Origin of the sequence: Streptomyces sp. NPDC097619 (genome assembly GCF_040302735.1) — a bacterium.
Lineage (GTDB): Bacteria > Actinomycetota > Actinomycetes > Streptomycetales > Streptomycetaceae > Streptomyces.
On sequence record NZ_JBEOSD010000086.1, the window covers coordinates 1 to 23,607 of the forward strand.

Annotated in this window: 21 protein-coding genes and 1 pseudogene; 14 read left to right on the top strand and 8 right to left on the bottom strand. The window is 71.8% G+C overall.

Annotation, left to right across the window (positions count from 1 at the left end; translation table 11 throughout):
* Window positions 1-109: 109 nt before the first annotated feature.
* Entirely contained in the window at window positions 110-3,880 is a 3,771-nt protein-coding gene (locus ABTZ17_RS22460) for a SpaA isopeptide-forming pilin-related protein (RefSeq protein WP_352197465.1), read from the bottom strand.
* Window positions 3,881-4,139: 259 nt separating this feature from the next.
* Between ABTZ17_RS22460 and ABTZ17_RS22465 the strand changes: the two genes are divergently transcribed.
* From ABTZ17_RS22465 to ABTZ17_RS22495, 7 genes are all read left to right on the top strand, one after another.
* On the top strand, window positions 4,140-4,955 hold the full coding sequence (locus tag ABTZ17_RS22465) for a hypothetical protein (protein WP_352197466.1): 816 nt from the start codon (window positions 4,140-4,142) through the stop codon (window positions 4,953-4,955).
* Window positions 4,956-5,076: 121 nt separating this feature from the next.
* Entirely contained in the window at window positions 5,077-5,556 is a 480-nt protein-coding gene (locus tag ABTZ17_RS22470) for a hypothetical protein (protein ID WP_352197467.1), read from the top strand.
* Between the two features lie 291 nt (window positions 5,557-5,847).
* Window positions 5,848-6,501: a DedA family protein gene (locus tag ABTZ17_RS22475; RefSeq protein ID WP_352197496.1), complete on the top strand. Its 654-nt coding sequence runs from the start codon at window positions 5,848-5,850 to the stop codon at window positions 6,499-6,501.
* Between the two features lie 292 nt (window positions 6,502-6,793).
* Window positions 6,794-7,273, top strand: coding sequence for a hypothetical protein (locus tag ABTZ17_RS22480; protein ID WP_352197468.1), 480 nt, complete (start codon window positions 6,794-6,796; stop codon window positions 7,271-7,273).
* Window positions 7,274-7,301: 28 nt separating this feature from the next.
* Window positions 7,302-7,922: a sensor histidine kinase gene (locus ABTZ17_RS22485; RefSeq protein WP_352197469.1), complete on the top strand. Its 621-nt coding sequence runs from the start codon at window positions 7,302-7,304 to the stop codon at window positions 7,920-7,922.
* A gap of 34 nt (window positions 7,923-7,956) precedes the next feature.
* Window positions 7,957-8,556, top strand: a complete 600-nt coding sequence (locus ABTZ17_RS22490) for a response regulator (protein WP_352197497.1) — start codon at window positions 7,957-7,959, stop codon at window positions 8,554-8,556.
* A 97-nt stretch (window positions 8,557-8,653) separates the two neighbouring features.
* The gene (locus ABTZ17_RS22495) at window positions 8,654-8,965 is read left to right on the top strand and encodes a hypothetical protein (RefSeq protein WP_352197470.1); all 312 of its coding nucleotides are present in this window, start codon (window positions 8,654-8,656) and stop codon (window positions 8,963-8,965) included.
* Between the two features lie 70 nt (window positions 8,966-9,035).
* Here ABTZ17_RS22495 and ABTZ17_RS22500 read toward each other — a convergent pair whose 3' ends face one another.
* On the bottom strand, window positions 9,036-9,476 hold the full coding sequence (locus ABTZ17_RS22500; protein WP_352197471.1) for a hypothetical protein: 441 nt from the start codon (window positions 9,474-9,476) through the stop codon (window positions 9,036-9,038).
* A 9-nt stretch (window positions 9,477-9,485) separates the two neighbouring features.
* Window positions 9,486-9,920, bottom strand: a complete 435-nt coding sequence (locus ABTZ17_RS22505) for a hypothetical protein (protein WP_352197472.1) — start codon at window positions 9,918-9,920, stop codon at window positions 9,486-9,488.
* Here ABTZ17_RS22505 and ABTZ17_RS22510 point away from each other — a divergent pair.
* The 5 genes from ABTZ17_RS22510 (at window position 9,919) to ABTZ17_RS22530 (ending at window position 13,884) form a co-directional block, all read left to right on the top strand.
* The gene (locus ABTZ17_RS22510; protein WP_352197473.1) at window positions 9,919-11,160 is read left to right on the top strand and encodes an RHS repeat-associated core domain-containing protein; all 1,242 of its coding nucleotides are present in this window, start codon (window positions 9,919-9,921) and stop codon (window positions 11,158-11,160) included. The two genes, ABTZ17_RS22505 and ABTZ17_RS22510, sit on opposite strands and share 2 nt — an antisense overlap.
* A 188-nt stretch (window positions 11,161-11,348) precedes the next feature.
* Window positions 11,349-12,197: a polymorphic toxin-type HINT domain-containing protein gene (locus tag ABTZ17_RS22515; protein ID WP_352197474.1), complete on the top strand. Its 849-nt coding sequence runs from the start codon at window positions 11,349-11,351 to the stop codon at window positions 12,195-12,197.
* Between the two features lie 25 nt (window positions 12,198-12,222).
* On the top strand, window positions 12,223-12,615 hold the full coding sequence (locus ABTZ17_RS22520) for a hypothetical protein (RefSeq protein WP_352197475.1): 393 nt from the start codon (window positions 12,223-12,225) through the stop codon (window positions 12,613-12,615).
* A 242-nt stretch (window positions 12,616-12,857) separates the two neighbouring features.
* Window positions 12,858-13,190, top strand: coding sequence for a hypothetical protein (locus ABTZ17_RS22525; protein WP_352197476.1), 333 nt, complete (start codon window positions 12,858-12,860; stop codon window positions 13,188-13,190).
* Window positions 13,191-13,458: 268 nt separating this feature from the next.
* Window positions 13,459-13,884, top strand: coding sequence for a hypothetical protein (locus tag ABTZ17_RS22530; RefSeq protein ID WP_352197477.1), 426 nt, complete (start codon window positions 13,459-13,461; stop codon window positions 13,882-13,884).
* Window positions 13,885-14,104: 220 nt separating this feature from the next.
* Here the strand turns inward: ABTZ17_RS22530 and ABTZ17_RS22535 are convergent, their stop codons facing one another.
* On the bottom strand, window positions 14,105-15,625 hold the full coding sequence (locus ABTZ17_RS22535; protein WP_352197478.1) for a catalase: 1,521 nt from the start codon (window positions 15,623-15,625) through the stop codon (window positions 14,105-14,107).
* A gap of 403 nt (window positions 15,626-16,028) precedes the next feature.
* On the opposite strand from ABTZ17_RS22535, the gene ABTZ17_RS22540 reads away from it, so the two are divergent.
* A complete protein-coding gene (locus tag ABTZ17_RS22540; protein WP_352197479.1) occupies window positions 16,029-16,337 on the top strand; it encodes a hypothetical protein in 309 nt (102 codons plus the stop codon).
* 121 nt (window positions 16,338-16,458) lie between these two features.
* On the opposite strand, the gene ABTZ17_RS22545 is transcribed toward ABTZ17_RS22540, so the two are convergent.
* The 4 genes and pseudogenes from ABTZ17_RS22545 to ABTZ17_RS22560 all read right to left on the bottom strand — a co-directional run bounded on the left by ABTZ17_RS22545 (window position 16,459) and on the right by ABTZ17_RS22560 (window position 21,863).
* Complete coding sequence (locus ABTZ17_RS22545; RefSeq protein WP_352197480.1) at window positions 16,459-16,812, bottom strand: hypothetical protein; 354 nt, start codon at window positions 16,810-16,812, stop codon at window positions 16,459-16,461.
* A gap of 338 nt (window positions 16,813-17,150) precedes the next feature.
* Window positions 17,151-17,951, bottom strand: a pseudogene (gene xdhC / locus ABTZ17_RS22550) (xanthine dehydrogenase accessory protein XdhC); the annotation flags it as partial.
* Between the two features lies 1 nt (window position 17,952).
* Window positions 17,953-20,367, bottom strand: a complete 2,415-nt coding sequence (xdhB, locus tag ABTZ17_RS22555) for a xanthine dehydrogenase molybdopterin binding subunit (protein ID WP_352197481.1) — start codon at window positions 20,365-20,367, stop codon at window positions 17,953-17,955.
* Complete coding sequence (locus ABTZ17_RS22560) at window positions 20,364-21,863, bottom strand: xanthine dehydrogenase small subunit (RefSeq protein WP_352197482.1); 1,500 nt, start codon at window positions 21,861-21,863, stop codon at window positions 20,364-20,366. Before ABTZ17_RS22560 ends, xdhB begins: the two co-directional genes overlap by 4 nt.
* Before the next feature lie 571 nt (window positions 21,864-22,434).
* On the opposite strand from ABTZ17_RS22560, the gene ABTZ17_RS22565 reads away from it, so the two are divergent.
* On the top strand, window positions 22,435-23,586 hold the full coding sequence (locus ABTZ17_RS22565; RefSeq protein ID WP_352197483.1) for a HEAT repeat domain-containing protein: 1,152 nt from the start codon (window positions 22,435-22,437) through the stop codon (window positions 23,584-23,586).
* Window positions 23,587-23,607 lie beyond the last annotated feature (21 nt).

Below are 23,607 nucleotides of genomic sequence, written 5' to 3' on the forward strand. Positions count from 1 at the left end.
TGTGGTGTGGGTGGTGGGGGGGGGGGGGGGGGGGTGGGGGGGGGGGGGGGGGGGGGGGCGGGGCCCCCCCCCCCCCCCCCCGGGCGGTGGGGTCGTGCGGGTGAATCGTCTAGCGCTTGGGGCCCTTGCCGGACTCGCCGCGCTGGTTGGTGAGGGTGACCACGAACGGACGGTCCAAGGCGGCACCCGTCAGGTCGTAGGGCCCGGTCACCGGCTGCCGCGGGAGCCGGTAGCCCTCGGGGACGGCGGTTTCACGGAGGTAGTACAGCCCGGCCGGGACCTGGAACTCACAGCGTCCCTGACGGTCGGTGGCACAGGTGTCCACGAGCGTGTCCTTGGCCGCACCGGTGTACTGCAGGCCGGGACGGTCGTTGGTCTCGCTCCAGAGCTGGAAGACGGCACCGCCCAGGGGCCGGCCGCTCTTGGCGTCCTTCTTGACGATGACGAACGCCCCGGGCGGGGTGCCCTTCCACGGATCGCTGTCGGTGACGACCTTGCCGCTGACGGCGCCTTCACCGGTCACCTTGGCCTCGTCGGTGTGCGCCTCGCCGGCCTTGAGGCCGGTCAGGGTCGCGGTGCAGGTGAAGGAGGCGCCGACGGCGAACCGCTGGGTCGGGGTGTCGCCGAAGGTGGCGTTCCAGCGGACGGTGCCGCCGTTCGGGTCGGTGCTGCTGGTCCCGTCGGGCCAGGCGCAGGACAGGTCGCGGACGGTGCCTGAGCCCTGGGTGACGGTGTCGGTGACCTCGACCTCGACGAGCGGTTCGGTGCCGTTGTTGGTGATGGTCATGGTGAGCGGCACGTCGTCGGTGTTCGGGAGCCGGACGCGGGTGTCCTCGGTGTTGGCGTCCGAGCCCGTCGGGGTGTCCTTCTTCACGAGGGTGATGCCGGGGGCGGGCGGCGTGTTGAGGCGCTCGACCTCCACGACCGTCGCGCCGTCGGCGACGAGGTGCGGCCCGGACACCGGGTCGTTCGGCCGGGGGTAGCCGGCCGGGGAGACCGTCTCGACCAGGTAGTACTCACCCGGCTGTGCGACGAATCCGCACCCGCCCGTCGCGTCGGTGGTGCAGCTGCCGATCCGCAGGTCCGCCGTGCCGCCGGTGGTCTGCAGGCCGGCGGTGCCGTTGGTCTCGCGCCACAGTTCGAAGACCGCGCCGGCCAGGGCCGCGCCCGTCTCCGCGTCCTTCTTCAGCACCCGCAGTTCCGCGGGCGGGACACCGTTCCACGGGTCCTTGTCGGTGACGGCCTTGCCGCTGAGGTCGCCTTCACCGGTGACGGTGGCCTCGTCGGTGTGTGCCTCGCCGGCCTTGAGGCCGGTCAGGGTCGCGGTGCAGGTGAAGGAGGCGCCGACGGCGAACTTCTGGCCGGGAGCGTCACCGAAGGTCGCTTCCCAGCGTACGGACCTGCCGTTCGGGTCGCTGCCGGTGGTCCCGTCGGGCCAGGTACACGCGAGGTTCGTGAGGGTGGCGGTCCCGCGGGTGACGGTGTCGGTGACCTCGACCTCGACGAGCGGTTCGGTGCCGTTGTTGGTGATGGTCATGGTGAGCGGCACGTCGTCGGTGTTCGGGAGCCGGACGCGGGTGTCGTCGGTGTTGGCGTCGGACCCGGTCGGCGTGTCCTTCTTCACGATGTCGATGCCCGGCTCGCCCGCGCGGACGAACCCGAAGTCGTACGTGTGATTGTTCTGCCCGGCGCTGCCGGTCGTGAGGGTGTGCTCCGGGTAGGTTCCGCCGACGGGCACGGCGCCGTCGCTGTCGACGGTGTCGTCGGTCCCCGCGTCCGGGACGGTCGGGTTCCAGCCCGTGAGGGGACCGGTGGAGTAGTCCGCCGGGTTGTCGACCTTGATCGTGTACCGGGTGCCCGGCTTCAGGCCGCCCGTCACGTTCGAGTCGTCGAAGTAGTACTCTCCGCGCGTGCTGGTCGTGGTGGTGCCGACCTTGGTGCCCGCCGCGTCGTACAGGCTCACCGTCACGCCCGGGGCCGGAGGCTCGCTCGGGTCCTGGACGCCGTTGCCGTTCGTGTCGAACCACACCCGGTTGCCGATCTGGAGCGGGGCCTCGTCACAGAGGACCTCCAGGTCGCCCACCCCGCCGGCCTTGCCGAAGTTGGTGGTCAGCACGAGGTCGTCCGCCGGGGCGGTGACGCCCGTCTCCCGGTCGAACCACGCGGTTCCGTTGACGAAGTACTCGTCGGTGGGGTCGGTGATCTGCGCGGCCAAGGTGGTCTCCACCTTGGACAGCGCGATGCCGCTGAGCACGGCCTCCATGTGGATGTTCACCCGGTGGTCGCCCGGGTAGTACTCCAGGACGTCGGGCTCCTGGATCCCGTTGTTCGAGTCGGTGGCGTTGTTCCGGCAGCCGCCGTTGCCGTCCATGATGAACAGGTCCCCCGCACCCGGGCAGGCCCGGTTCAGGTCGCCGCCGGCGGCCACGTCGTAGAGCCCCGGCTCCTCCGGCCACATCCGCACCTCGCGGCCCGACTGGTCGCCGAACCGGTCACGGAAACTGAGGATGAGATCGCCGTTGGTGTCCACGACGATGTCCGCCAGTTCCGGCATCGGGTTGGCGATGCTGTCGGCGACGCAGTTCACGCCGTCCTGGGTCCGCGGGGTGGTGTCCTGCCAGGGGAACCAGCCGACTCCGGGGCAGACGGACCGGTAGAACGCGGGCCCGCGCGGGAAGGTGAGCGGCTGGTTCATCACGTCACCGGTGAACGTGCCGCTCGCCGGGTCGAAGGTGCTGACGACCGCCCGCAGGTCGCTCTTGGCGCCGGTGGACTGGGCGGAGCAGACACCGCCGACGTACACGACGCCGTCCTGGACGCCGAGACCGAAGGGCCGCCAGTCCCCGGCCGCCGCGCAGCCAGGGTCCGGGATCGCGTACGAGGCCTTGGGCGCGGCCGCGGTGGCCGGCGTCGCGTCGTACGTGTAGAGCCGACGGTCCGCGAGGTTGACGACGTACAGTTCCTTGCCGTCCTCGCTGACCTCGACGTCGCCCAGCGACTCCTTGCCCACCGCCGGCTGGAAGCCCAGGTCCATCATGGCCGAGATGTCGTGCGCGGTGGTTCCGGCGTTCGGGACGGTGGTGAACAGCGTCGTGGCACCGGTGGCCCGATCCGTCACGTACACCGCGCCGGCGCCGCCCGGCCCGTACAGGGAGCCCCGCTTCGCGAGCGCCCCGCTGAAGATCCGCTTGCCCTGCTTGCTGTACCCGATGCCGTAGAGCACACCGGTCGTCGCCTTGGTGGAGACCGTGGTGACGGAATCCGGGTCCTTCCCGTTGTACGGGTACGTGACCAGGGTCCGGGTGGTCGGCGGGTCCACCGGCTGGACGTCGTTGGGCTCACACGCGGACACCACCAGGGCGTTCTGCTGGCAGTAGTCGGCCGGGTTCCAGAAGCCCGTGGTCAGCTCGGCGTCCGCCCCGGCGGAGACGTCGACGAACTCCTCCGTACTGGTGAGCGCCGTCGCCCCGCCGCTCAGCCCCTGCCGTGAGGCGAAGGCGGAGAAGAGCACGCCCGGACGGGGATTGACGACCTGCACCCGGTACTTGCCGCCGACGAGGGCGGACGAGGCCGGGGCCAGGGTGACGGTGCCGTCCGCGGCGGTGGTCCCGGTGATGGACCTTCCCCCGTCGTCCGTCAGCCTGACCTGGACACCGGCCATGCCCGGTTCCAGCGCCTGGTCCCAGGAGCCGTTCGCGTTGACTGCCCTGACGACACGTACCTTGACGGATCCGTCGCCCGCGCCGGCGGCGTACGCGGTGGGAGCCAGCCAGGTACCGACACTGGCCAGGGGGAGCAGGACGGAGAGGGCCCGGGTGATGCCCCGGGGCAGACCCGGGCTCGACGCCCGCCGCTCGTCCGCGGAAAATGACGCTTCCAATCGCCTTCCTTTCAGGACCCGGGTCCGACGGTCAACGTCCCCGAGGCTCCGCATCCTTTCGGGGGACGCCGACCGCCCCGGGTTGAACGCGCGAGCAAAGCCGCCCTTGCAGTCCTTCGGACCAAGGGCGTGGATTTCGGACATGCGGATGATGCGGTCATCACGGAGCGGCCCCGTCCGCTGCACGAGCAGGGTCCCCGGGGCCGGAGCCTGGCCAATTCGATGGCACCCGCAGCCTTTCGGCGGCGAGACTGCACGGGTGAAAGCCCTGCCACCGCCGCCCGGACCGCACCTCCCGCCGGAACGGGACCCGCGCGTCGCCGACCTCGTGCCCGACTACGCGGACATGCACGCCCTGGTCGGTGACCTGGTCCTGCCCGGCGGCGCGTCGATGTACGTCATGAGCGCGTTGGAGACGTCCCGCGAGCTCGTCCGGCACTCCTTCTACCGGTACGAGTTCGCCACCGTCGCCGTCACGCACTCCCTGTTCGCCCTGGAACACGTTCTGGCCGAGCGTCTGGCCACGAACGGGCCGCTCCACGTCCTCATCGAGCGAGCCACCGACGCAGGGCTCGTCACCGCGGAACTCGCCGTCGAACTCGACCGGGGCCGACGCCTGCGCGACGGGCTCGCGCAGGGCACCGCGTCCAGTGCCGCCCTCCGCCCGATCCGGGCCGTCGACCTGCTGCGAGCCGTCTTCGACGCCGTCTCCCTGCTCCTGCGCCCCTCGTCCGCGACCGGGTCGGGAACCGCCCCCGCAGGCGTGGCACAGCCCGCGGGCCGACTCGCCCGACTGTGGGAGGAGCACCGACGCGCCCTGTTCCCCGACGGCTTTCGAGGTGTGGACCTCGACGGAGTGGATCTGGTCCTCCTGGACGCCGAGGTCGCCGGCCTCGTGCAGAGGGAGTTGACAGGGGGGCTCGACGACACCGGCATCGCCTCCCTCTGGAGCCGCATCGCCGACCTCGACAAGATCGCGCCCCTGATCAAGGAGGCGTACTGCGCCTCCTTCTTCGCGAACCTTCGGACGATGGCCCAGCTCGCGGCAGCACCCTACGTCCCCACCGCGACCTGACCGCCGAGCACCAGTTCGGCATCCGCATCCGCGTCCCGGACGGTTCGGTCCGTGGCCTTGGTGGGGCTGGGGCGGGGTCTTAGCCTGGGCCGAGGGGGAGCGCCGATGCCGAGGGGGGCCAGTGGACGGTGTGGAGAAAGTGGGGGCGTGGCTGGGGGCCGCCGGGTCCGTCATCGCGATCATGATGTTCTTGGGAGTCGACAGCTTCGACGACTTGGGCCGGACACTGGGGCGGCCGGACGACGCCGCTGACAGGAAGGTCTGCCAGGAGTGGAACCGGCTCCTGCAGCCGCGCAGTCCGCTCGGCGAGAGCGACGCGGAGCAGTCGGCCCGTCTGGCCGGGATGGGGAGGGAGTTCAAGGCCCTGGCCGACAGGGCCGAGAAGCCCGTGCTCCGCGAGGCGGTGATGAACTTCGCCGCCGACTACATGGCCTGGTCGGTCGCGGTGGGGGATCGGGGTCGGTTCGGAGGCTGGCCGGCCGTGGGCAAGGACATGTTCGCCACGCAGGCGAACAACCGGGTCAGAGAGGCGGAAGGTAGAGCCCGAAGTGCTGATCTGGTCAACGTCCAAGGCGCCTGCGCGTCCTTGGAGTGGAATTGACGCCGAAGCGGGATTGACGCCCGCGACCGGCGGGGCTCCTGGTAGGAGCCGCCCTGCGGCGTGGGCCCTCGTCTCACGAGACCGCGACCCCACGCACACCTGAGAGGGCGAGGGCCGTTGGCGCCCGCACCCTGCGGTTTCCCGCAGGGTGCGGGGTGCGGAGAACCGCACCGGGCCGGACGGCAATCCGCATCACGGCGGTGAGCCGCGGTTCCTACGGTGAAGGGGAGATCGGGGCGCCCGCTCGGGCCGACCGACACCGGCCCTCTTGGAGATCACCTCGTGCACCTCATGAATCCGGCGCTGCCCCAGGAACCCACCGACGGCTTCGCGGGCTGGACCGCCGACCTCATGGACGCCCTCGGCGGACCGGGGGCCGGTCTTGCCATCGCCCTGGAGAACCTCTTCCCGCCGCTGCCCAGCGAGGTGATCCTCCCGCTGACCGGATTCGCCGCTTCGCAGGGCGTCCTCAGCCTGGTCTCGGCCCTCTTCTGGACCACCCTCGGCTCGGTGGTCGGGGCGCTCGCCCTCTACTGGATCGGGAGGGTGTTCGGCCGGGAGCGGATGCACGCGATCTGGGCGAAGCTGCCGCTGGTGAAGGATTCCGACCTGGAACGCACCGAGAAGTGGTTCGCCGAACACGGCACCAAAGCCGTCTTCCTGGGCCGGATGGTCCCCATCTTCCGCAGCCTGATCTCGGTGCCCGCGGGGGTGGAGCGGATGCCGCTGCCCACCTTCCTGACGCTGACGGCGCTGGGCAGCCTGATCTGGAACAGCGTGCTGGTGATGGCCGGGTACTGGCTCGGCGACCAGTGGGACGTGGTGGAGACCTACGTCGGCGTGCTGTCGAAGGTCGTGCTGGTGCTGGTCGTCATCGCCCTCGTCGCCTACGTGACGGTGCGGCTCCGCGGCCGCGGCCATGCCCGACACCGCCGTACCCCGTGACCGAACGATCTTGCCCGCTCCGCACGGCCGAACTAGGCCGTGTCTTCCGGATCTTGCCTGGCCCGCGCCGCCTGGCACCGCACCTCGCGGCGTTGCCGGAAAGCCTGATTACGTTCAGTAGGCAGGCTTCCCGGCGCCTTGCGATGCACGGCACCAGACGCCGCGGGCCTCACCGGCAAGATCCAAAAGACACGACCTAGGCTCGGACCCCGTGCGAGGGGAATCGGCGGACGGAACGGAACGCCGGCACCTCCCCGCCACGACGGACACCGAGGCAGTCGGGGAGGGGCCCGTGACCGGACGCCGCCCGCCGCTGCGCGCGGCGGGCGTGCTGATCGGCTGCGCCACGGCCCCGCTGGGCCTCGGGTACTTCCTGCTCGCCGGCACCGTGCTCGGCCCGCTCCTGCTGTGGCGCCGCACCCGGCCGGACGCGCTGCGCGCCCTGGCGGGCGGGGCCCGCCGGCTCTCGGCCCTCGAACGGGCCCGGCGCTCGGCGTTCTTCGGGGACGCCTTCCCCGAGCGCTACACGGCCTCCGACCGGAAGGTCCTGCGCTTCCTCGCGGTCCGCTGCTCCACCGGGCTGCTCTCCGCGGCGGTCCTCGGACTCCTCGGCTTCGGGGCCGTACTGGCCGGATTGCTGGTGGCGGGCGCGGCCCGCGGCAGCCTGGACCTGCCGGAGTTCCTCATCCAGGTCGCGCTCGGCGGGGTGCTGCTCTTCCTCGGGGTGCAGGGACTGCTCTCGCTGCTCTCGCTGCGCCCGGATCGCCCGTGAATGCTTCGGCCCCACCGAGCGCGAGCTGATGCGGCGCCGGATCGATGAACCGGCCACCAGCCGGGCCGCGGTGGTCCGGGCCGTGGACGCCGAACGCCGGCGCATCGAGCGCGATCTGCACGACGGCGTCCAGCAGCGGCTGGTGGCCCTGGCGATGCTGCTGGGGCGGGCCCGACGAGGACGGGAGCGGGACCCGGACCGGGCGGACGCGCTGCTCCTCCAGGCCCACCAGGAATCTCAGGCCGTGCTGACCGAACTCCGGGAGGTGGCCTGGCGGGTGTATCCCTCGGCGCTGGACGGCCTCGGCCTGGAAGAGGCCCTGAGCGGGGTCGCGGAGCGCTGCTCGATCCCGCTGCGGACCGAGTTCGACGTCCCGGCCCCGCTGCCCCAACCGGTCCGGACCTGCGCCTATTTCGTGGTGTCGGAGACGGTGACGAACGCCGCCAAGCACTCCGGGGCCTCGGCCGTCTCGATATCGGTGGTCCGCCGCGGGGACGTCCTCACCGTCCGCGTCCGCGACGACGGCAGGGGCGGCGCCGATGCATCCGGTTCGGGGCTCGCCGGGCTGCGCGGCCGGGTCGCCGCCCTGTACCTGGACAGCCCCCTCGAGGGACCCACCACCCTGACCGCGGAGCTGCCGTGCGTGTGATCCTGGCCGAGACTCGACCCCGCTCAGGGAGGGCCTGGTACGGCTCCTCGTCGAGGAGGGCCACGAGGTCCTCGCCGCCGTCCCCGACGCCGTCACCCTCCTCAAGGAGGTCGAAGAGCGGCAGCCGGACATCGTGGTGGTGGACATCCGGATGCCTCCGACGCACACGGACGAGGGACTGCGGGCCGCGGTGGAGATCCGGGAGCGCCGGCCCTCGGTCGGCGTCCTGGTCCTCTCCCAGCACATCGAGCGCAACTACGCGGCCCAACTGCTCGCTTCCACCGCGGAGCGGGTGGGGTACCTGCTCAAGGATCGGGTGGCCCAGGTCGAGGAGTTCCTGGACGCGCTGGAGCGGATCCACGCGGGAGGCGCCGCGATCGACCCGGAAGTGGTCCGACAGCTGGTCATCCGCACCACCCACGGTGATCCGCTGGCCCGACTCACCCCGCGGGAGCGCACCGTCCTGGAAGCCCTCGCCGCGGGTCTGACGAACGCGGCCATCGCGCGGCGGCTGCACCTCTCGCTCAGTTCGGTGGAGAAGAACCTCAACGCGGTCTTCGACAAGCTGGAGCTGTCGCACACGGACGGCTACAGCCGCCGCATCCTGGCCGTCCTCCGCTACCTGGAGTCATAGCCTCCGCACCACGAAACGCGACTCCTGCGACGGTCCGTCGGAAGAGCGGCGACGGCCGTTCAACCGCGCGCCGTGGGGTGCGGGTACGCTCCGGCGCATGCCGACAGCCGATACGACGGATGCGCAGCTGAACCGACTGTGGGGCGCCGCGTGCGCTCTGCTGGGGTTGTTCCTCCTGTTGTGGGGGCTGTCCGCGGTCAGGGCGCACGTACTCGACGACGACCTGCACAACAGGTGCGCGGACCTGCGCACGGCGAGTTTCCCCTTCGAGAAGTCCTGCGCCCATGAGGACGGCACGGTCGAGAACGCCAACGGCCTGCTCTTCGAGGGCGCCTTCTTCGGCTCGCTGGCCGCCGCCGTCGCCTGCTGGACGCTCGTCCTCACGATCGAGGCGAGCCGGAGGAGGTAGCGGAGGCTCTGCCTCCTCCGGCACGGAGACGCGCCACCCCTTCCGCTCTCCCGGCTGGCCGGACCTCCGGTCAGCGGCGGCCGGTCGACAGGGTGACGAGGAACTGGCCGCCGCCGGCCCGGACCTCCGCGTTCACCGGCAGGCCCGGTACCAGTCGGGAGAAGCGGTCCACCAGCCAGTCCGCCGTCTCCCGCGCGTCCTTCTCGGTCGGGCACCGGCCCACCGTCTCGCGGCCGCCCTTGCGCTCCAGCCGTTCGGCCACGGCGATCAGCGGTGCGGGCTCGACCACGTACAGGCGCTCCGGCCAGGCGATGACCACCTTGACCGCGCCCTTGCGGGAGTTGCACCCGCGGTGCGCGAGCCGTTCGGCGACCTTGGCCTTCCGGTCGGCGGTCCGGCTGTCGACACTGGGGCCCCGCGGGTCGTTCACCGACTCGTGGGGATCGACCGGCTCATCGCACACCCAGCACGTCCAGCCGTCGCGTTCGGCCACATCATCAAGAAGACTCATCCGAGCAAACTACCTGCCCGACCGCCACCCCGCGCACCAGGGCCCGGGCACCCCGCCGCCCCGCCGTGGTGGGGCCCCTCCGGGCCCCGCCCGGCCGGGAACGGCGAAGGGCCGCACCCCCGCGTGGAGCGGGAGGTGCGGCCCGGTGGGCCGGGGCGGGCCGAGCGGTGGATCAGGCGATCTGCTTGATGGAACTCGTCCAGCCGCCGGTACCGATCTTGAGGGGGGGGTGGCGCCGAGGGCCTTGCCCTCGGTCGGGTGGAACCAGAAGGTGCCGCTGGTCTCGTTGACGACGGACCACATGTCGGGCACGCCGTCGCCGGTCGCGTCGCCCAAGGCGCCGAACTGCGGGCGCTGGGCGGCGGTCCAGCCCTCGGCGTAGCCGGTGCCGGGGCCGGTGACCAGGCTCAGCGGGTCGGTGCCGCCGGTGGTGCCCTCCGCCATGCCCGACGCGGGCCCGGCCGACACCCAGTGCTTCGCCTACGACGCGCTCCAGCGCATGACCGAGGCGTGGACGGCCACGGACACCTGCGCATCGACGCCGTCCAAGGCGACCGTGGGCGGTCCTCAGCCGTACTGGCAGTCCTACGGCTTCGACGCCGTCGGCAACCGCACCAAGCTGGTCGACCGCGACCCGTCCGGCGACACCACCAAGGACGTCACGCGCACCTACGCCTACCCGGGTGCGGGCAAGCCGCAGCCCCGCGCGCTGACGAAGTCCGAGTCCAAGGGCCCCCGGGGGACCTCGGCGGACACCTTCGCGTACGACGCCACCGGCAACATGACGATCCGCCAGACCGGCGGCAACGTCCAGACGATGGACTACGACACCGAGGGCAACCTCACGAAGATCACGGAGGCGGGCGCCGGCACCGAGTACCTCTACGGACCCGACGGCCAGCGGCTCATCCACCGCGCCCCCCACGGCTCCACCACGCTGTTCCTGTCCGACACCGAGCTGACGGTCGACAAGGCCGGCAAGCTCTCCGCCACCCGCATGTACGCCCTGCCCGACGGCAACAGCGTCGTCCGGACGGCGACCGAGGGCGACGGCACCAACGGCCGCGGCACGGAGGACGTCGTCCTCAACGACCACCACGGCACCGGCCAGACCGCCTTCGGACTGGACGTCGCCGGGGCCCCGGTCACCCGCCGCCTGCTCAAGCCGTTCGGTGAGGAGCGGGGCGAGGGCGGGCCCGCCGTGCTGCCCGGCAAGCGGGGCTTCGTCGGCGGCCGCGAGAACGAGGAGACCGAACTCACCCAGCTCGGAGCGCGCGACTACGACCCGGCCCTCGGCCGGTTCACCACGACCGACCCGATCATCGACTTCGGCAACCCGCAGCAGATGAACCCGTACGCGTACGCCAACAACGCGCCCGCGACGGAGGAGGACGCGAGCGGCCTGTTCTTCCCCGCCCTGGTCGTCGGAGCGGTGTGGGCCTACCGCGGCTACAAGGCCTACACGGCCGTCAAGAAGATCAAGAAGGCCGTCAAGGTCGTCAAGAAGGTCAAGCAGGCCGTCAAGCCGAAGCAGGCGAAGAAGCCCGCGAAGAAGGCGTCCAAGCCCGCGGCCAAGAAGCGGGCCTCCGTCAAGAGGGCCCAGACGACCCGCAAGGCGACCCAGAAGAAGGCGCAGCGGTCACCCGCAAGGCCAAGCCGCGCACCGCGGCGCGGTCCGCGCTGAAGCGCTCCACGAAGTGCCGCTCCGTCAGCAAGCAGCGACCGAAGGCCGCTTCGCGGCCGAAGAGCCGCCCGAAGGCCAGTCCGAGGCCGAAGCAGGCCCGCCCGCAGGCGAGCCGGGGCGGCAGCCGCGGCGGTGGCGGCAACAAGGGCCGCAACGTCGGCTCCAAGGTCCGCGAGCTCAAGTCCGAGATGAAGGACCAGGCCCAGGACTCGGTCGTCGAGGCCGTCCAGGAGCAGGCCACCCAGTGCGCGGTCAACAGTTTCACCGCGGGCACCCTGGTCCTGATGGCGGACGGCTCGCGCAAGCCGATCGAGCAGGTCAAGACCGGTGACAAGGTCATCGCCACGGACCCGGAGACCGGCCGGACCCGAGCGAAGCCGGTGACCGGCACGATCATCGGGGAGGGCGCCAAGAACCTGGTCGCTGTCACCATCGACGTGGACGGCGCGGCGGGCAGCCGCACCGCCACCGTCGAAGCCACGGACGGCCACCCGTTCTGGGTGCCCGAGCTCGGCGAGTGGATCGACGCGACCGACCTGCGCGAGGGGCAGAAGCTCCACAGCGACACCGGCGCCCGACTCACCATCGAGCGGCTGCACCGCTGGACCGAGGACGCGCGGGTGTTCAACCTGACCGTCCAGGACATCCACACGTACTACGTGATGGCGGGTCCCGCACCGGTCCTCGTCCACAACTGCGGCAACGCGTCCACGCACGACCCGGACAACATCTTCGGCAACCTGGACGACGACGTCTATTTCCACTACTCGGACGAGCGCGGCTACAACGGCATCCTGGACGAGGACGGCGGACTGCGCTTCGTCGCTGCCCGGGGCAGCGGCAAGGTCCACGTGACCCAGGAGATCGGAAGCCAGGCGGACATCGAGCGGAACATCTACATCGGTTCCACCACCCACTCCGGGAAAGCGGGGTTCCTGTTCGTCTTCCGGATGCCACAGGGCGCCGAACTCGGATACGGATCCCAACCGAACGAGAGGATCCACCGAGGATCGCTGAAGATCCCCAGAGGAACCTGATCTTCCACGGAAGGAATCCGTTCTGATGTCGGAACTGCTCGAGTTCGACGACTTGGCCCAGGTGGAGGTCCTGCTCCGCGCCGGCATGGAGTTCAAGTTCGAGACGCCGGCTCCCGAGGGGGTCCTCCTCGGGAGCCCCGTCTACGCGGCGTCGCTCGCCCGGCTGCGCGACGGCCTCCAGGAGGCGCTGCGCACGGGACCGCTGCCGAGCCGGGTGAAGGCCCACGTGGAGTGGTACCGGCTGGTCGGACACCCGCACCGCTGGGCCGTGCTCGCCGAACGGGCCGCCGCCCACCCCCGCTGGCACGACCTCACGGAGGCCGAGGCACGGGAGTGGCTCGAGGCGCTCGCCTCGCCGCTGACGGTCGACGACGAGGCGTACCGCGGCGTGCGGGCGCTCATCGACGCCCGCCCGTGAGCCGCGCAACCGGGTCCTGACCCCAGGACCCTCCCGGGCCCGTCGGATTCCCTCCGACGGGCCCGGGCCACCGACGAGCCGCGCGCAGCGGGCCACGCGGCTCACACAGACCACGAACGCCGTCGCCCCGTACGTCCACGACGGCAGTACACGACGAGAGAGAACCACGTGCCCGCAGAACCGCCCTCGCCGCGACCGGGACCGCCCTGGCCCTCGCCCTGACGGGCTGCTCCGGAAGCCCGGTGCCCACCGCCTTCGACCAGGCCGACGGCCGCTCGTACGACATCGAGTACAAGGTGGCCGGCAAGGGCGTCCGCACGGTCGTCTACGGCACCGGGCAGGGCACGGCCACCGCCCAGCAGACCGTCGAAGCGCCCGAACTGCCCTGGTCCGAGCAGGTGGAGCTGACGGGCGTGGCCACCTCGCCGACCGTGAGCCTCATCCTGGGCGACGAGGGCGGGCACGCCGCCTGCGTGATCCTCATCGGCGGGAAGGAGGCGCACCGCGCGACGGCGGACGGCCCCTTCGGCACGGCCACGTGCACCGCCCCCTCGCCCACCCGGGACGAGGCGTGAACGCCCCCGGGGCGGCGCCCGCGCCCGCCGCCCCGGCGGAGCCGAACGCACGCGAACGGCTGCGGGAGCATCGGCCACACACCGCGCGGCGGGCCCATAAGCGCGGTCTGGCACTGCGGGGCGCGGCAGCCGTCGTGGCGGTGGCGGCGGCCGTGACGGGGCTGTTGTACCAGCGCGGCATCGAGGTACGAGGGGCAGCTGGTGGTGCCCTCGACGAGCGGAGGCGCGGACCGCACCACCCTGGTCTAGGCGCCAGGACGCCCCGCACGTGGTGGAGCCGGCACTGGACCCCGGCTGCCGCCCGTGCGCGAACACCTGGGACACCGTGGGCCCGGCGCTGCGCGCCGCGGCGGACCGGGGCACGCACCGCCTGGAGTTCGCCTTCGGCACCTCGCTGGACCGGCTGCCCGGTGACACGTCCTCCCAGCGCGCACTGAACGCGGTCGCGACCGCGGCGGACGCCGGACAGGCCGCCTTCGCCGACCACCTGACGGCATGGGCCCGTGACCCGCAGGCCGTGCCGCAGCCCGACGACCTCAGGTTCGTACCCTGGGTGCGCAAGGCGTCGGCGGCCACGGGCACCCGCGGCGCGGACCGCATCGAGGCGACACTGGACGGGCGCCCCCTGGACCTGACGCGCGCGTCCGGACGGTGGATCCCAGGGTCGGGCCCCCTCCACCCTGAAGCGGATTGACATCGTCCGATGAGTGGGTGGAGGTGTCGCGATCACGTGGCTCCGCCGCACCGCTACGGGAGGGAGAGCCGGCCCGGCCTGTGGTCGAACGGGTTCGTCGACCCCAGGCCGGAGATCGTTGCCGGGAACCCGCCCCTCCGGGAACCCAGCCCGCCCCCACCGGTGCCGAGGAGCTGCGTTCAGGTCCGCGCGCCGGCGGAACGGGTCCGTACGCGAAAGCTCAGGCCTTGTCCTGCATGCTGCTCCGCGCCGGGTTGCCCTGCTGGGCCGCCTTCGGGTCCTTCTCGGCCGCCTTGGCGCGTACGCCCTGCGCGATGCGCTCGCCGATGGACTTGTCGATGTGGGACCAGTACTGGAAGGCGCGCTCCAGGACCGGCTCGGTCACCCCGTTCAGGAGGTGTCCCACGACGTTGTCCACCAGCCGGTCGCGGGCCGCGTCGTCCAGGACCTCGCGGACCATCGTGCCCGCCTGACCCCAGTCGTCGTCCTCGGCGTGCGACACGTAGGCGCTTCGGGTGATCGCCCCGTCGGTCTCCCAGCTCGGCGGCCGGCCGTACCGCTCGGTGTCGGCCGCCGGACCGCCCTTCGAGTTCGGCGCGTAGACCGGGTCCGTCGTCTTCCGGAAGGCCATCGCGCCGTCCTTGGAGTACGTGTGCACCTCCACGACCGGGGCGTTGACCGGGAGCTGCTGGTAGTTCCCGCCGATGCGGTGGCGGTGCGCGTCGGCGTACGAGAAGAGCCGTCCCAGCAGCATCCGGTCCGGACTCGGGCCGATGCCGGGGACGAAGTTGTTCGGCTGGAACGCCGCCTGCTCGATCTCCGCGTGATGGTCCGTGGGGTTGCGGTCCAGCGTCATCCGGCCGACCTCGATCAGCGGGTAGTCGCCGTGCGGCCACACCTTCGTCAGGTCGAACGGGTTGAACCGGTACCCCTCGGCCTCCTCGTACGGCATCACCTGCACGTACAGGGTCCAGCTGGGGAACGCTCCGTCCCGGATGTGCTCGAACAGGTCGCGCGTGTGGTAGTCGGTGTCGGCCGAGGCCATCTGATCGGCCTCGTCCTGCGTGAAGAACTCGACGCCCTGGTCGGTCTTGAAGTGGTACTTCACCCAGAACCGTTCACCGGCGGCATTGATCCACATGTACGTGTGCGAGGTGTACCCGTTCATGTGCCGCCAGGTGCGCGGGATCCCGCGGTCGCCCATCAGCCACGTCACCTGGTGGGCCGACTCGGGGGACAGGGTCCAGAAGTCCCACTGCATGTCGTGGTCGCGCAGGTTGTTGTCGGCGCGGCGCTTCTGGGAGCGGATGAAGTGCTGGAACTTCATCGGATCCTTGACGAAGAAGACCGGCGTGTTGTTGCCGACCATGTCGTAGTTGCCGTCGCTCGTGTAGAACTTCAGCGCGAAACCGCGCGGGTCGCGCCAGGTGTCCGGGCTCCCGCGCTCGCCCGCGACCGTCGAGAACCGGGCCAGCAGCTCGGTGCGCACGCCCGGCTGGAAGACGGCGGCCTTGGTGTAGGCGCTGACGTCATGGGTCACCTCGAAGTGGCCGAAGGCGCCACTGCCCTTGGCGTGCGGCTGCCGCTCGGGGATCCGCTCCCGGTTGAACTGGGCCATCTGTTCGATCAGGTAGGCGTCCTGGAGCAGGATCGGCCCGCCGGGACCCGCGGTGAGCGAGTGCTCGTCGCTCTCGACGGGTGCGCCCGAATCGGTGGTGGTGGCCGGTGGCACGTCGGTCATGGAGCTTTCCTCTCTCGAAGCGGGACGCCGATGCGGTTCAGGAGCGTCCCCGGTGGCAGCCCCGTGACCGTCCGCGCCGCGAAGACCACCACCCGCAGCTCTACGCCTAGCCCCGTCCGCCCGATGGCAAACGCATGTACGGACAGTCACCTCGGCCGGCCTCCCGGCGGCGGACCGTCCGGGTGAAATGACGAATCCACGCACCTGTCACCCGGTCGGGCGGTGATCCGCCCCGAGCCGGACGTGACGTGGGCCTGCTCCTCGCCCCGGGCCTGCTCGCTCCCGACGGTCGCACGGCCGCACGGCCGACACGACGCGTCCGGGACGTGCGCCGCGGGTTCACCGGGAGGAATGTGGGCACCCGGGTGGTACTCGTATGTGTCCGCCTGTGGGAGGAGTTGTCGTGACCCGCTTCGTCATCACGGTCCCCGGTACGTTCGTCTCGGACGTCGCCGATTCCGTGCGGTCCGCCATCGAACGGAAACTGGCCGCGCGGCACACGGAGGTCAGCGAGAGCGAGGGACTGAGCCTCCTCACTCTGCACGACGACGGGACCTTCTCCGTCCGGCTCGAAGTCGAGGCGCCGGACAAGTACGAGGCGGAGCTCGACGCCGTGGAGATCGTCGCGTCCGTCCTGAAGGAGGCAGGACTCTCGGAATCCGACGTCCCGCTCGGCACACCGGCGGTCACCGGCATCGACAGCGGCCTCTGATTCCCGAAGCGACCACCCGCCCCGCACCCGCCCCGCCCGCGCCCGCGACCACACAGCCGTACGGCACCCCGAGGACCTCGGCGGAGGCCGGTGCCTCGTCCGGGCGCCCGGGGCGGTGCTGTCAGACCTCGAGTCCGTAGGACGTGAAGGCGTATGTTCCGGGAGCCTGCTCCTCGACCACGGACGCCACCCGCGCGCCGTACCTCGTCCAGCGCGCGGCCTCGTCGGTTCTGACTTCCTCCGGCATGTGCGACCAGGCATAGGAGGAGTACACCAGGACGCCCAACGCCTTCCTCTCGTCCCGGCCATGGCCCCAGTGCGAAGGTCTCACCGGCTCGCCGTGATCATCGGTCATCTTCAGTCCGAGGCAGGCGTCGCGGACCAGCCGAAAGACCGTCGCCCGTTCCTCCTCCGACAGGTCTGCGCCGTCCTTCCTGGACACGAAGACCACCGGGCCGTACGCCGACATGGACACCTCCCCATCATCGGGACCTCGCTGAAGCGGGACGGACACCTGCGTGTCCGCCCACGCCTCATGCGGGCCCCTGCGCCACGGCAAAGTAGCAGCGTTGCCGAGAAACGCCCTTCCGGCCACCACGCCCGCCACGGCCACCAGGGCAGACGCGGCCCACGCGGCCACCAAGGTCAGTGCACGCCGATCCCCGAAGCGATCCCCGTTCCCACCGCCGTCCCTGCCCCCGGCTCCGCCCCCGGAGCGTACGCAACGGCCACCACCGGGTCCGGTACGGCCACCGGATCCGGCTCGGTCACCGGGTCCGGTACGGCCACCGGGTCCGGTACCGACCAGCGGCGGTCCTGTTCGAAGGTGCGGAGCAGGTCCGCCGCCACGCTCACCGCGATGACGGCGGGTTCCTTTCCGGCGATGCCCGGAACGCCGATCGGGGTCTTGATCCGGTCGATGGCGGCCGGCGCGTGACCGCCCTCGGTGGCCAGCCGTCGCCGGAACCGCGCCCATTTCGCCGCCGAGCCGATCAGGCCGATCGAGCCCAGACCGGCGGTGCGCAGGGCGGCGTCGCACAGCGCGGCGTCCTCCGCGTGATCGTGGGTCATGATCAGGATGTGGGTACCGGGCGGCAGCTCCGCGAGCACCTCCTCCGGGAGCAGCGGCGTGTGGTGCACCCGGATCTGCGCCACCGCGTCCGCGAGCACGCCGAGCCGTTCGTCGGTCAGCATGTCCGGGCGGCTGTCGATCAGGTGCAGGTCGACGTGGTGACGGGCCAGGATGCGGGCCAGTTCCAGCCCGACGTGCCCGACGCCGAAGACCGCGACCGCCTCGACCACCGGCAGCGGTTCCAGCAGCACGGTGACGGAGCCGCCGCAGCACTGCACCCCGTGCGGGCCGGTGACTTTGTCGTTGAGGGCGAACTCCATCAGCTCCGGCTCCGGATCGGCCGCGCCGTTCAACTCGCGCGCCCGGTCGATGGCGACGGCCTCGATGTTGCCGCCGCCGATCGACCCCCAGGTCTCGGTGCGTCCCACGACGAGTTTGGCACCGGCCCTGCGGGGCGCGTGGCCGCGCACGGCCGCGACGGTCACGAGCACGCCGGGCTCCCGGCGTGCCCGCAACCGCGCGACCGCGGCCACCCAGCCCATGTCAGGCATGGATCGGCGCACTTGCCTCGGCGGGGACCTCGCCGCCGTCGCCGGGCGTCCGCAACGCGACGGGAGGGCCGTACGGCGTGTCGCCCCCGCGGGCCGATTCGACCGCCCAGTACACGGCCTCGGGCGTCGCCGGGGAGGCGAGCTCCACGCTGACCCCGCCGGGCCCGAAGGCCGCGGCGGCCTGCCGCAGCGCCTCCCGTACCGAGAAGGCCAGCATCAGCGGGGGCTCGCCCACCGCCTTGGACCCGTAGACCGCGCCCTCCTCCGTGGCGTTCTCCAGCAGTCTGACGTTGAACTCCTCGGGCATCTCCGAGAAGCTCGGCAGCTTGTAGGTGCTCGCCGCCTGGGTCAGCAGCCGGCCGCGGTGCGGGCCGTCGCCGGCGTCCCACCGCAGGTCCTCCAGGGTCAGCCAGCCCGCGCCCTGCACGAAGCCCCCCTCGACCTGGCCGATGTCGATCATGGGGGAGAGGCTGTCGCCGACGTCGTGCACGATGTCCACCCGCCGGATCCGGTACGCGCCGGTGAACCCGTCGACCTCCACCTCGGCCGCGGCGGCCCCGTAGGAGAAGTACTTGAACGGCGAGCCCCGGAACACCTTCGCGTCCCAGTGCAGGCCCTCGGTGCGGTAGAAGCCGGCCGCCGACAACTGGACCCGCTGGAAGTACGCGGTGCGCACCAGGTCGTCCCAGGCCAGTTCCCCGTCGCCGCCCACGACGCGTGCGACGCCGTCGACGATCCGCACGTCCGAGGCGTTCGCGCCCAGCTGTGTGCCCGCGACCCGGAGCAGCCGCTCGCGGATCTGCTCGCAGGCGTTCTTCACCGCGGCGCCGTTGAGGTCGGCCCCGGCGCTGGCGGCGGTGGCGGATGTGTTGGGCACCTTGTCGGTGCGGGTCGGGGCCAGCCGTACCTTGGGCAGCGGGATGCCCAGCGTGGTCGCGGCCACCTGGAGCATCTTGGTGTGGAGGCCCTGCCCCATCTCGGTGCCGCCGTGGTTGATCAGGACCGAGCCGTCCTTGTAGACCAGCACCAGCGCGCCGGCCTGGTTGAAGGCGGTGAGGTTGAAGGAGATCCCGAACTTGATGCCGGTGATCGCGAGCGCCCGTTTGGTGTGCGGGTGCGCGGCGTTGAAGGCCGAGATCTCCGCCTGGCGGTCGGCGACGCGGGCGTCGTCCTTGACCTGCCGCCATACGGTGGAGATCCGTTCGGGGTGCAGGACCCGCTGCCCGTACGGGGTCGAGTCGCCCTGCCGGTAGAAGTTGCGTTCGCGCAGCTCCACGGGGTCGAGGCCGAGCAGGGGCGCGCACCGGCCCATGATGTCCTCGATCACCAGCATGCCCTGGGGTCCGCCGAAGCCGCGGAAGGCGGTGTTGGACACCTTGTTGGTCTTCGCGATGCGGCCGGTGACCCGCGCGTTGGGGATCCAGTAGGTGTTGTCGATGTGGCACAGGGCGCGGGCCACCACGGGCTCGGACAGGTCCAGGCTCCAGCCGCCGTCGGCGGTCAGGGTGGCGTCGAGGGCCTGGATGCGGCCCTCGGCGTCGAAGCCGATCCTCCAGGTGGCGTGGAAGCCGTGGCGCTTGCCGGACATGGTCAGGTCCTGGGTCCGGGTGAGCCGTACCCGGACCGGCCGGCCGGTCAGCCTGGCGCCGAGCGCGGCGACGGCCGCGAACCCGTGGGGCTGCATCTCCTTGCCGCCGAAGCCGCCGCCCATGCGCAGGCACTGCACGGTCACCTCGTGGCTGTGCAGGCCGAGCACGTGCGCGACGATCTCCTGCGTCTCCGAGGGGTGCTGGGTGCTGCTCTGGACGAACATCTGCCCGTTCTCGTCCACGTGGGCGAGTGCCGCGTGCGTCTCCAGGTAGAAGTGTTCCTGGTCGGAGAACTGGAACTCGCCCGAGAACACGTGCGCGGAGTCCTCGAACCCGGCGTCGACGTCGCCGGTCTCCATCACGGGCCGGGCGCCGTGGAAGCTCCCGGCCGCCATGGCCTCCCGCAGCGTGATCACGGAGGGCTTCTCGTCGAGTTCGACCTCGACGGCCGCCGCACCGAGCCGGGCCGCCTCCAGGGTCTCGGCGAGCACCCAGGCCACGGCATGGCCGTGGAACATGACGGTGTCGGGGAAGAGGGGTTCGTCGTGCTTCATGCCGGCGTCGTTGACTCCGGGGACGTCGGCCCCCGTGAGGACGCGGACCACACCGGGCACGGCGAGCGCGGGACCGGTGCGCAGCGCGGTGATCGTGCCGTGGGCCTTCATCACCTGGACCGGGTGGGCGTGCAGCACGTCCTTGGTGCGGTGGACGAGGTCGTCGGTGTAGAGGGCGGCCCCGGTGACGTGCAGGCCGGCGCTCTCGTGCGGCAGCGGAAGGCCGACGACGGGCTTCTCGGGGCGTTCGGACAGATGGCTCATGACGGCACCGCCTCGGTGGTTCGCGCGTACAGCTTCAGCAGGCTCCGGCCGAGCATCGCGGAGCGGTACGCGGCGCTGGCTCGGTGGTCGTCCATCGGGGTGCCCTCGGATCGCAGCACCCGGGCCGCGGCCTCGGCGGTCCGCTCGGTCCAGGGCTCGCCCTCCAGGGCGGCCTCGGTGGCGAGGGCACGGATCGGGGTGGCGGCGACGCCGCCCAGACCGATGCGCGCCTTGCGCACGGTGCCGTCCTCGATGTCGAGGGCGAAGGCGACCGCCACGCTGGAGATGTCGTCGAAGCGCCGTTTGGCGATCTTGTGGAAGGCCGTGACCGGTGACAGCGGCAGCGGGACGCGCACCGCGCGGATGAGCTCGCCGGGACGGCGGACGCTCTGCCGGTAGCCGGTGAAATAGTCGCGGAGCGGTACCTCGCGTTCGCCGTCGGCGCCCGCGAGCACCAGCGACGCCTCCAGCGCGAGCAGCACGGGCGGGCTGTCGCCGATGGGCGAGCCGGTCCCGAGGTTGCCGCCGAGGGTGGCGCTGTTGCGGATCAGGCGGGAGGCGAACTGCGGGAACAGCTCCGCCAGCAGCGGCACGGCGCCGTCGAGACGGCGTTCGATCTCCGTGAGGGTCTGCGCCGCCCCGATCTCGATGTGGTCGGATCCGACGTGCAGGGTGCGCAGTTCGGGCAGCCGGTCGACCGCCACCACGCAATCGGCGCGGCGGGAGCGGATGTTGACCTCGACGCCCCAGTCGGTGCTGCCCGCGACGACCACGGCGTCCGGCCGCTCGCGGAGCAGCCGCACGGCCTCGGCCAGGGTGCCGGGCCGCAGGAACGCGCTGTCGTCCTGCGTGTACGCGGTGGCGGCCGGTGCGGGCGGGGACTGCTCGCGGCGCAGCGCCAGGGGATCGTCCTCGGCGGGCATGCCGACGGCGTACGCGGCGTCGCGGATCGGGCGGTAGCCGGTGCAGCGGCACAGGTTCCCGCTCAGCGCGTGCAGGTCGAAACCGTTCGGACCGTGCTCCGAGTCGGAGCCGGAGCCTTCGGCGGGAACGCGGCCGGGGTCGGTGCCGTCGGCCTGGCCGGTGTGCGCGCAGCGGTCGGGCCGGTAGTACTCGGAGGCCATGCTGCAGATGAACCCCGGGGTGCAGAAGCCGCATTGGGAGCCGCCCCGGACGGCCATCTCCTGCTGCACGGGGTGCAACACGGCCGGCGTGCCGGACGGGTCGACCGTCGCGAGCCCTTCGGAGGTGACGACCTCCTGGCCGTCGAGCGCCGCGACCGGAACCAGGCAGGCGTTGACGGCCACCCAGTCGGTGGGCTTGTCCACCCCGGGGCGGGCCACCAGGACCGAGCAGGCGCCGCATTCACCCTCGGCGCAACCCTCCTTGGTGCCGGTCAGGCCCCGCTCGCGGAGGAAGTCGAGCACCGTGGTGTGAGCGGGTGCGGGTGAGATCCGTGTTTCTTTGCCGTTGACCGTGATCCGGGCCGCTACCATCGCGCGTCCTCGTTTCGGCGCGCGGTCGATCGGACTGTCCAAGTCGCCATGTCAGGAGCTTTCTCTTCCGGTGGTCGCGGCCGGGGACACCGTGGTACGCGGCGCGACACATCGGCACGCGACGGCGTGCCGTGAGTGGTGACATAGATGAGAAGGCGTCGGGGCCGCGAACGGGCACGCCGACGAGGGGGCCGCTCAGCAGCCGTGGGCTACACGACCCGGAGCCCAGGCGATCTGGTGTGCGAGGCGAATCAGCGCGGAGACGGTCGACATCCGGTTTCGCCTCCTTCCAGCAGCTCACGAGCGGGGTTCGGTCGAAGTTACGTTGCCGCAGGTTCGTCGGTCAAGCACCGCTCGGTGGATTCCACGAACCCCGGCCACCGGGACCGGCGGGTAGTCGTAGGGGAAACCAGGGACGGCCCCGACCCGTACAGAGGCCCGGCCGTTCTCACTCGCGGAGGTGACGGCCGGCCGACGTGGCAGCCGGTCCGGCGGTGGATCTCCACGACGGGGTTCCCCGGGTGCACGTGATCCGTTGGCTGTCGGACCTCACGGCCGGCACGATCCTGGGATGACCGACGACCGTGACGCCGTCCTCCGCCTGTGGGGTCGCCGGCTGTACGAGCGCCAGGACGAGCCACTCGCCTCGGCGCGCACGGTCCTGAAGGCCACCGGCCGCCCGGCGAGCGCCGTCACCCTGGCGATGGCCGGCCGCCTCGACACCCTCGCTGATGCTCCATCGGACCGCGCTTGGCCGCTGTTCCGCACGGTCGCCAAGTTGGCCGCGAACCTGCGGGCCGACGGCAGCTACGACGCGGACGTCGGCACCCGAATCGGGCCACTGGCCCTGCGGCTGGGCGAGCTCGAACCATCGCTCGCCGGCCCCCTCGGGGAGGCACTGGGCCACCCGCCGGACGGGCCGGGGTCTCTCGTCACCGCCCTCGCCGCCGAGCTGAGCGGCAACCGACGGATCCGGATGCGGGCCATCGACGCCCTGCTGGAATGGGCCGAGCTCGGCCATCCGCAGGCCCGGGCGGCCCTGGTCGAGGTCGCCTCCGACCACCGGACGCGGGACGTCGCCGTCTGGACCAAGGCGTTGAACCGGATCGACCTGTTCGGCGACGCGAGCATCGAACCGGGCCTCCTCCGCGCGCTCGCTGACACCGGGCACCGAGGGGTGAGGTGGTCGGCGCTCGCGTGTGCAGAACTCGGCTTCCGCCGTGCCCTCCCGCTGATCACCGCCCTGCTCGACCACCCCGATCCGATGGTCCGTGAAGGTGCCTGCGAGGCACTGGGCCTCTTCGAGGAACCGGCCTCCGTCCCCGCCCTGACAGCGCGGCTGAACGACGAGAGCGACCGGGTACGCGGCAGGGCCGCGATGGCGCTCGGCCGGATCGGTGGCGACCGGGCACTCGCCGCGCTCTGGCAGACCGTGTGGGAACGCCGGAACCCGAAGGCCGGCCATCTCGCCTCGGCGATCGCCGCCTTCGGCCCTCCGGTGGTGAACGACCTGATCACCCTCACCACCGATCCGGACCCGGACCTGCGAGCACTGGCCTGCCGCGCTCTCGGGTCCACCGCCGACGACCGGGCCCTGCCCCCACTGGAACACCTCGCCGCCCACGACCTCGCCCGAACCACCCTCGGGGGCCTCGTGTCAACCGCGGCCAAGCAGGGACTGCGGACCGCGCACCGCATGCGCGCGCGCACCGCATCGACGTGACCAACTTCCGGGGCCGGGCCG

Excerpts from the sequence above, each read along its gene's own strand:
- ABTZ17_RS22475 (WP_352197496.1), top strand. The coding sequence starts at position 5,848 with ATGAATCCGGCGCTGCCCCAGGAACCCACCGACGGCTTCGCGGGCTGG.
- ABTZ17_RS22485 (WP_352197469.1), top strand. The coding sequence starts at position 7,302 with ATGCGGCGCCGGATCGATGAACCGGCCACCAGCCGGGCCGCGGTGGTC.
- ABTZ17_RS22495 (WP_352197470.1), top strand. The coding sequence starts at position 8,654 with ATGCCGACAGCCGATACGACGGATGCGCAGCTGAACCGACTGTGGGGC.
- ABTZ17_RS22500 (WP_352197471.1), bottom strand. The coding sequence starts at position 9,476 with ATGAGTCTTCTTGATGATGTGGCCGAACGCGACGGCTGGACGTGCTGG.
- ABTZ17_RS22510 (WP_352197473.1), top strand. The coding sequence starts at position 9,919 with ATGCCCGACGCGGGCCCGGCCGACACCCAGTGCTTCGCCTACGACGCG.
- ABTZ17_RS22505 (WP_352197472.1), bottom strand. The coding sequence starts at position 9,920 with ATGGCGGAGGGCACCACCGGCGGCACCGACCCGCTGAGCCTGGTCACC.
- ABTZ17_RS22515 (WP_352197474.1), top strand. The coding sequence starts at position 11,349 with ATGAAGGACCAGGCCCAGGACTCGGTCGTCGAGGCCGTCCAGGAGCAG.
- ABTZ17_RS22520 (WP_352197475.1), top strand. The coding sequence starts at position 12,223 with ATGTCGGAACTGCTCGAGTTCGACGACTTGGCCCAGGTGGAGGTCCTG.
- ABTZ17_RS22535 (WP_352197478.1), bottom strand. The coding sequence starts at position 15,625 with ATGACCGACGTGCCACCGGCCACCACCACCGATTCGGGCGCACCCGTC.
- xdhB (WP_352197481.1), bottom strand. The coding sequence starts at position 20,367 with ATGAGCCATCTGTCCGAACGCCCCGAGAAGCCCGTCGTCGGCCTTCCG.
- ABTZ17_RS22560 (WP_352197482.1), bottom strand. The coding sequence starts at position 21,863 with ATGGTAGCGGCCCGGATCACGGTCAACGGCAAAGAAACACGGATCTCA.
- ABTZ17_RS22565 (WP_352197483.1), top strand. The coding sequence starts at position 22,435 with ATGACCGACGACCGTGACGCCGTCCTCCGCCTGTGGGGTCGCCGGCTG.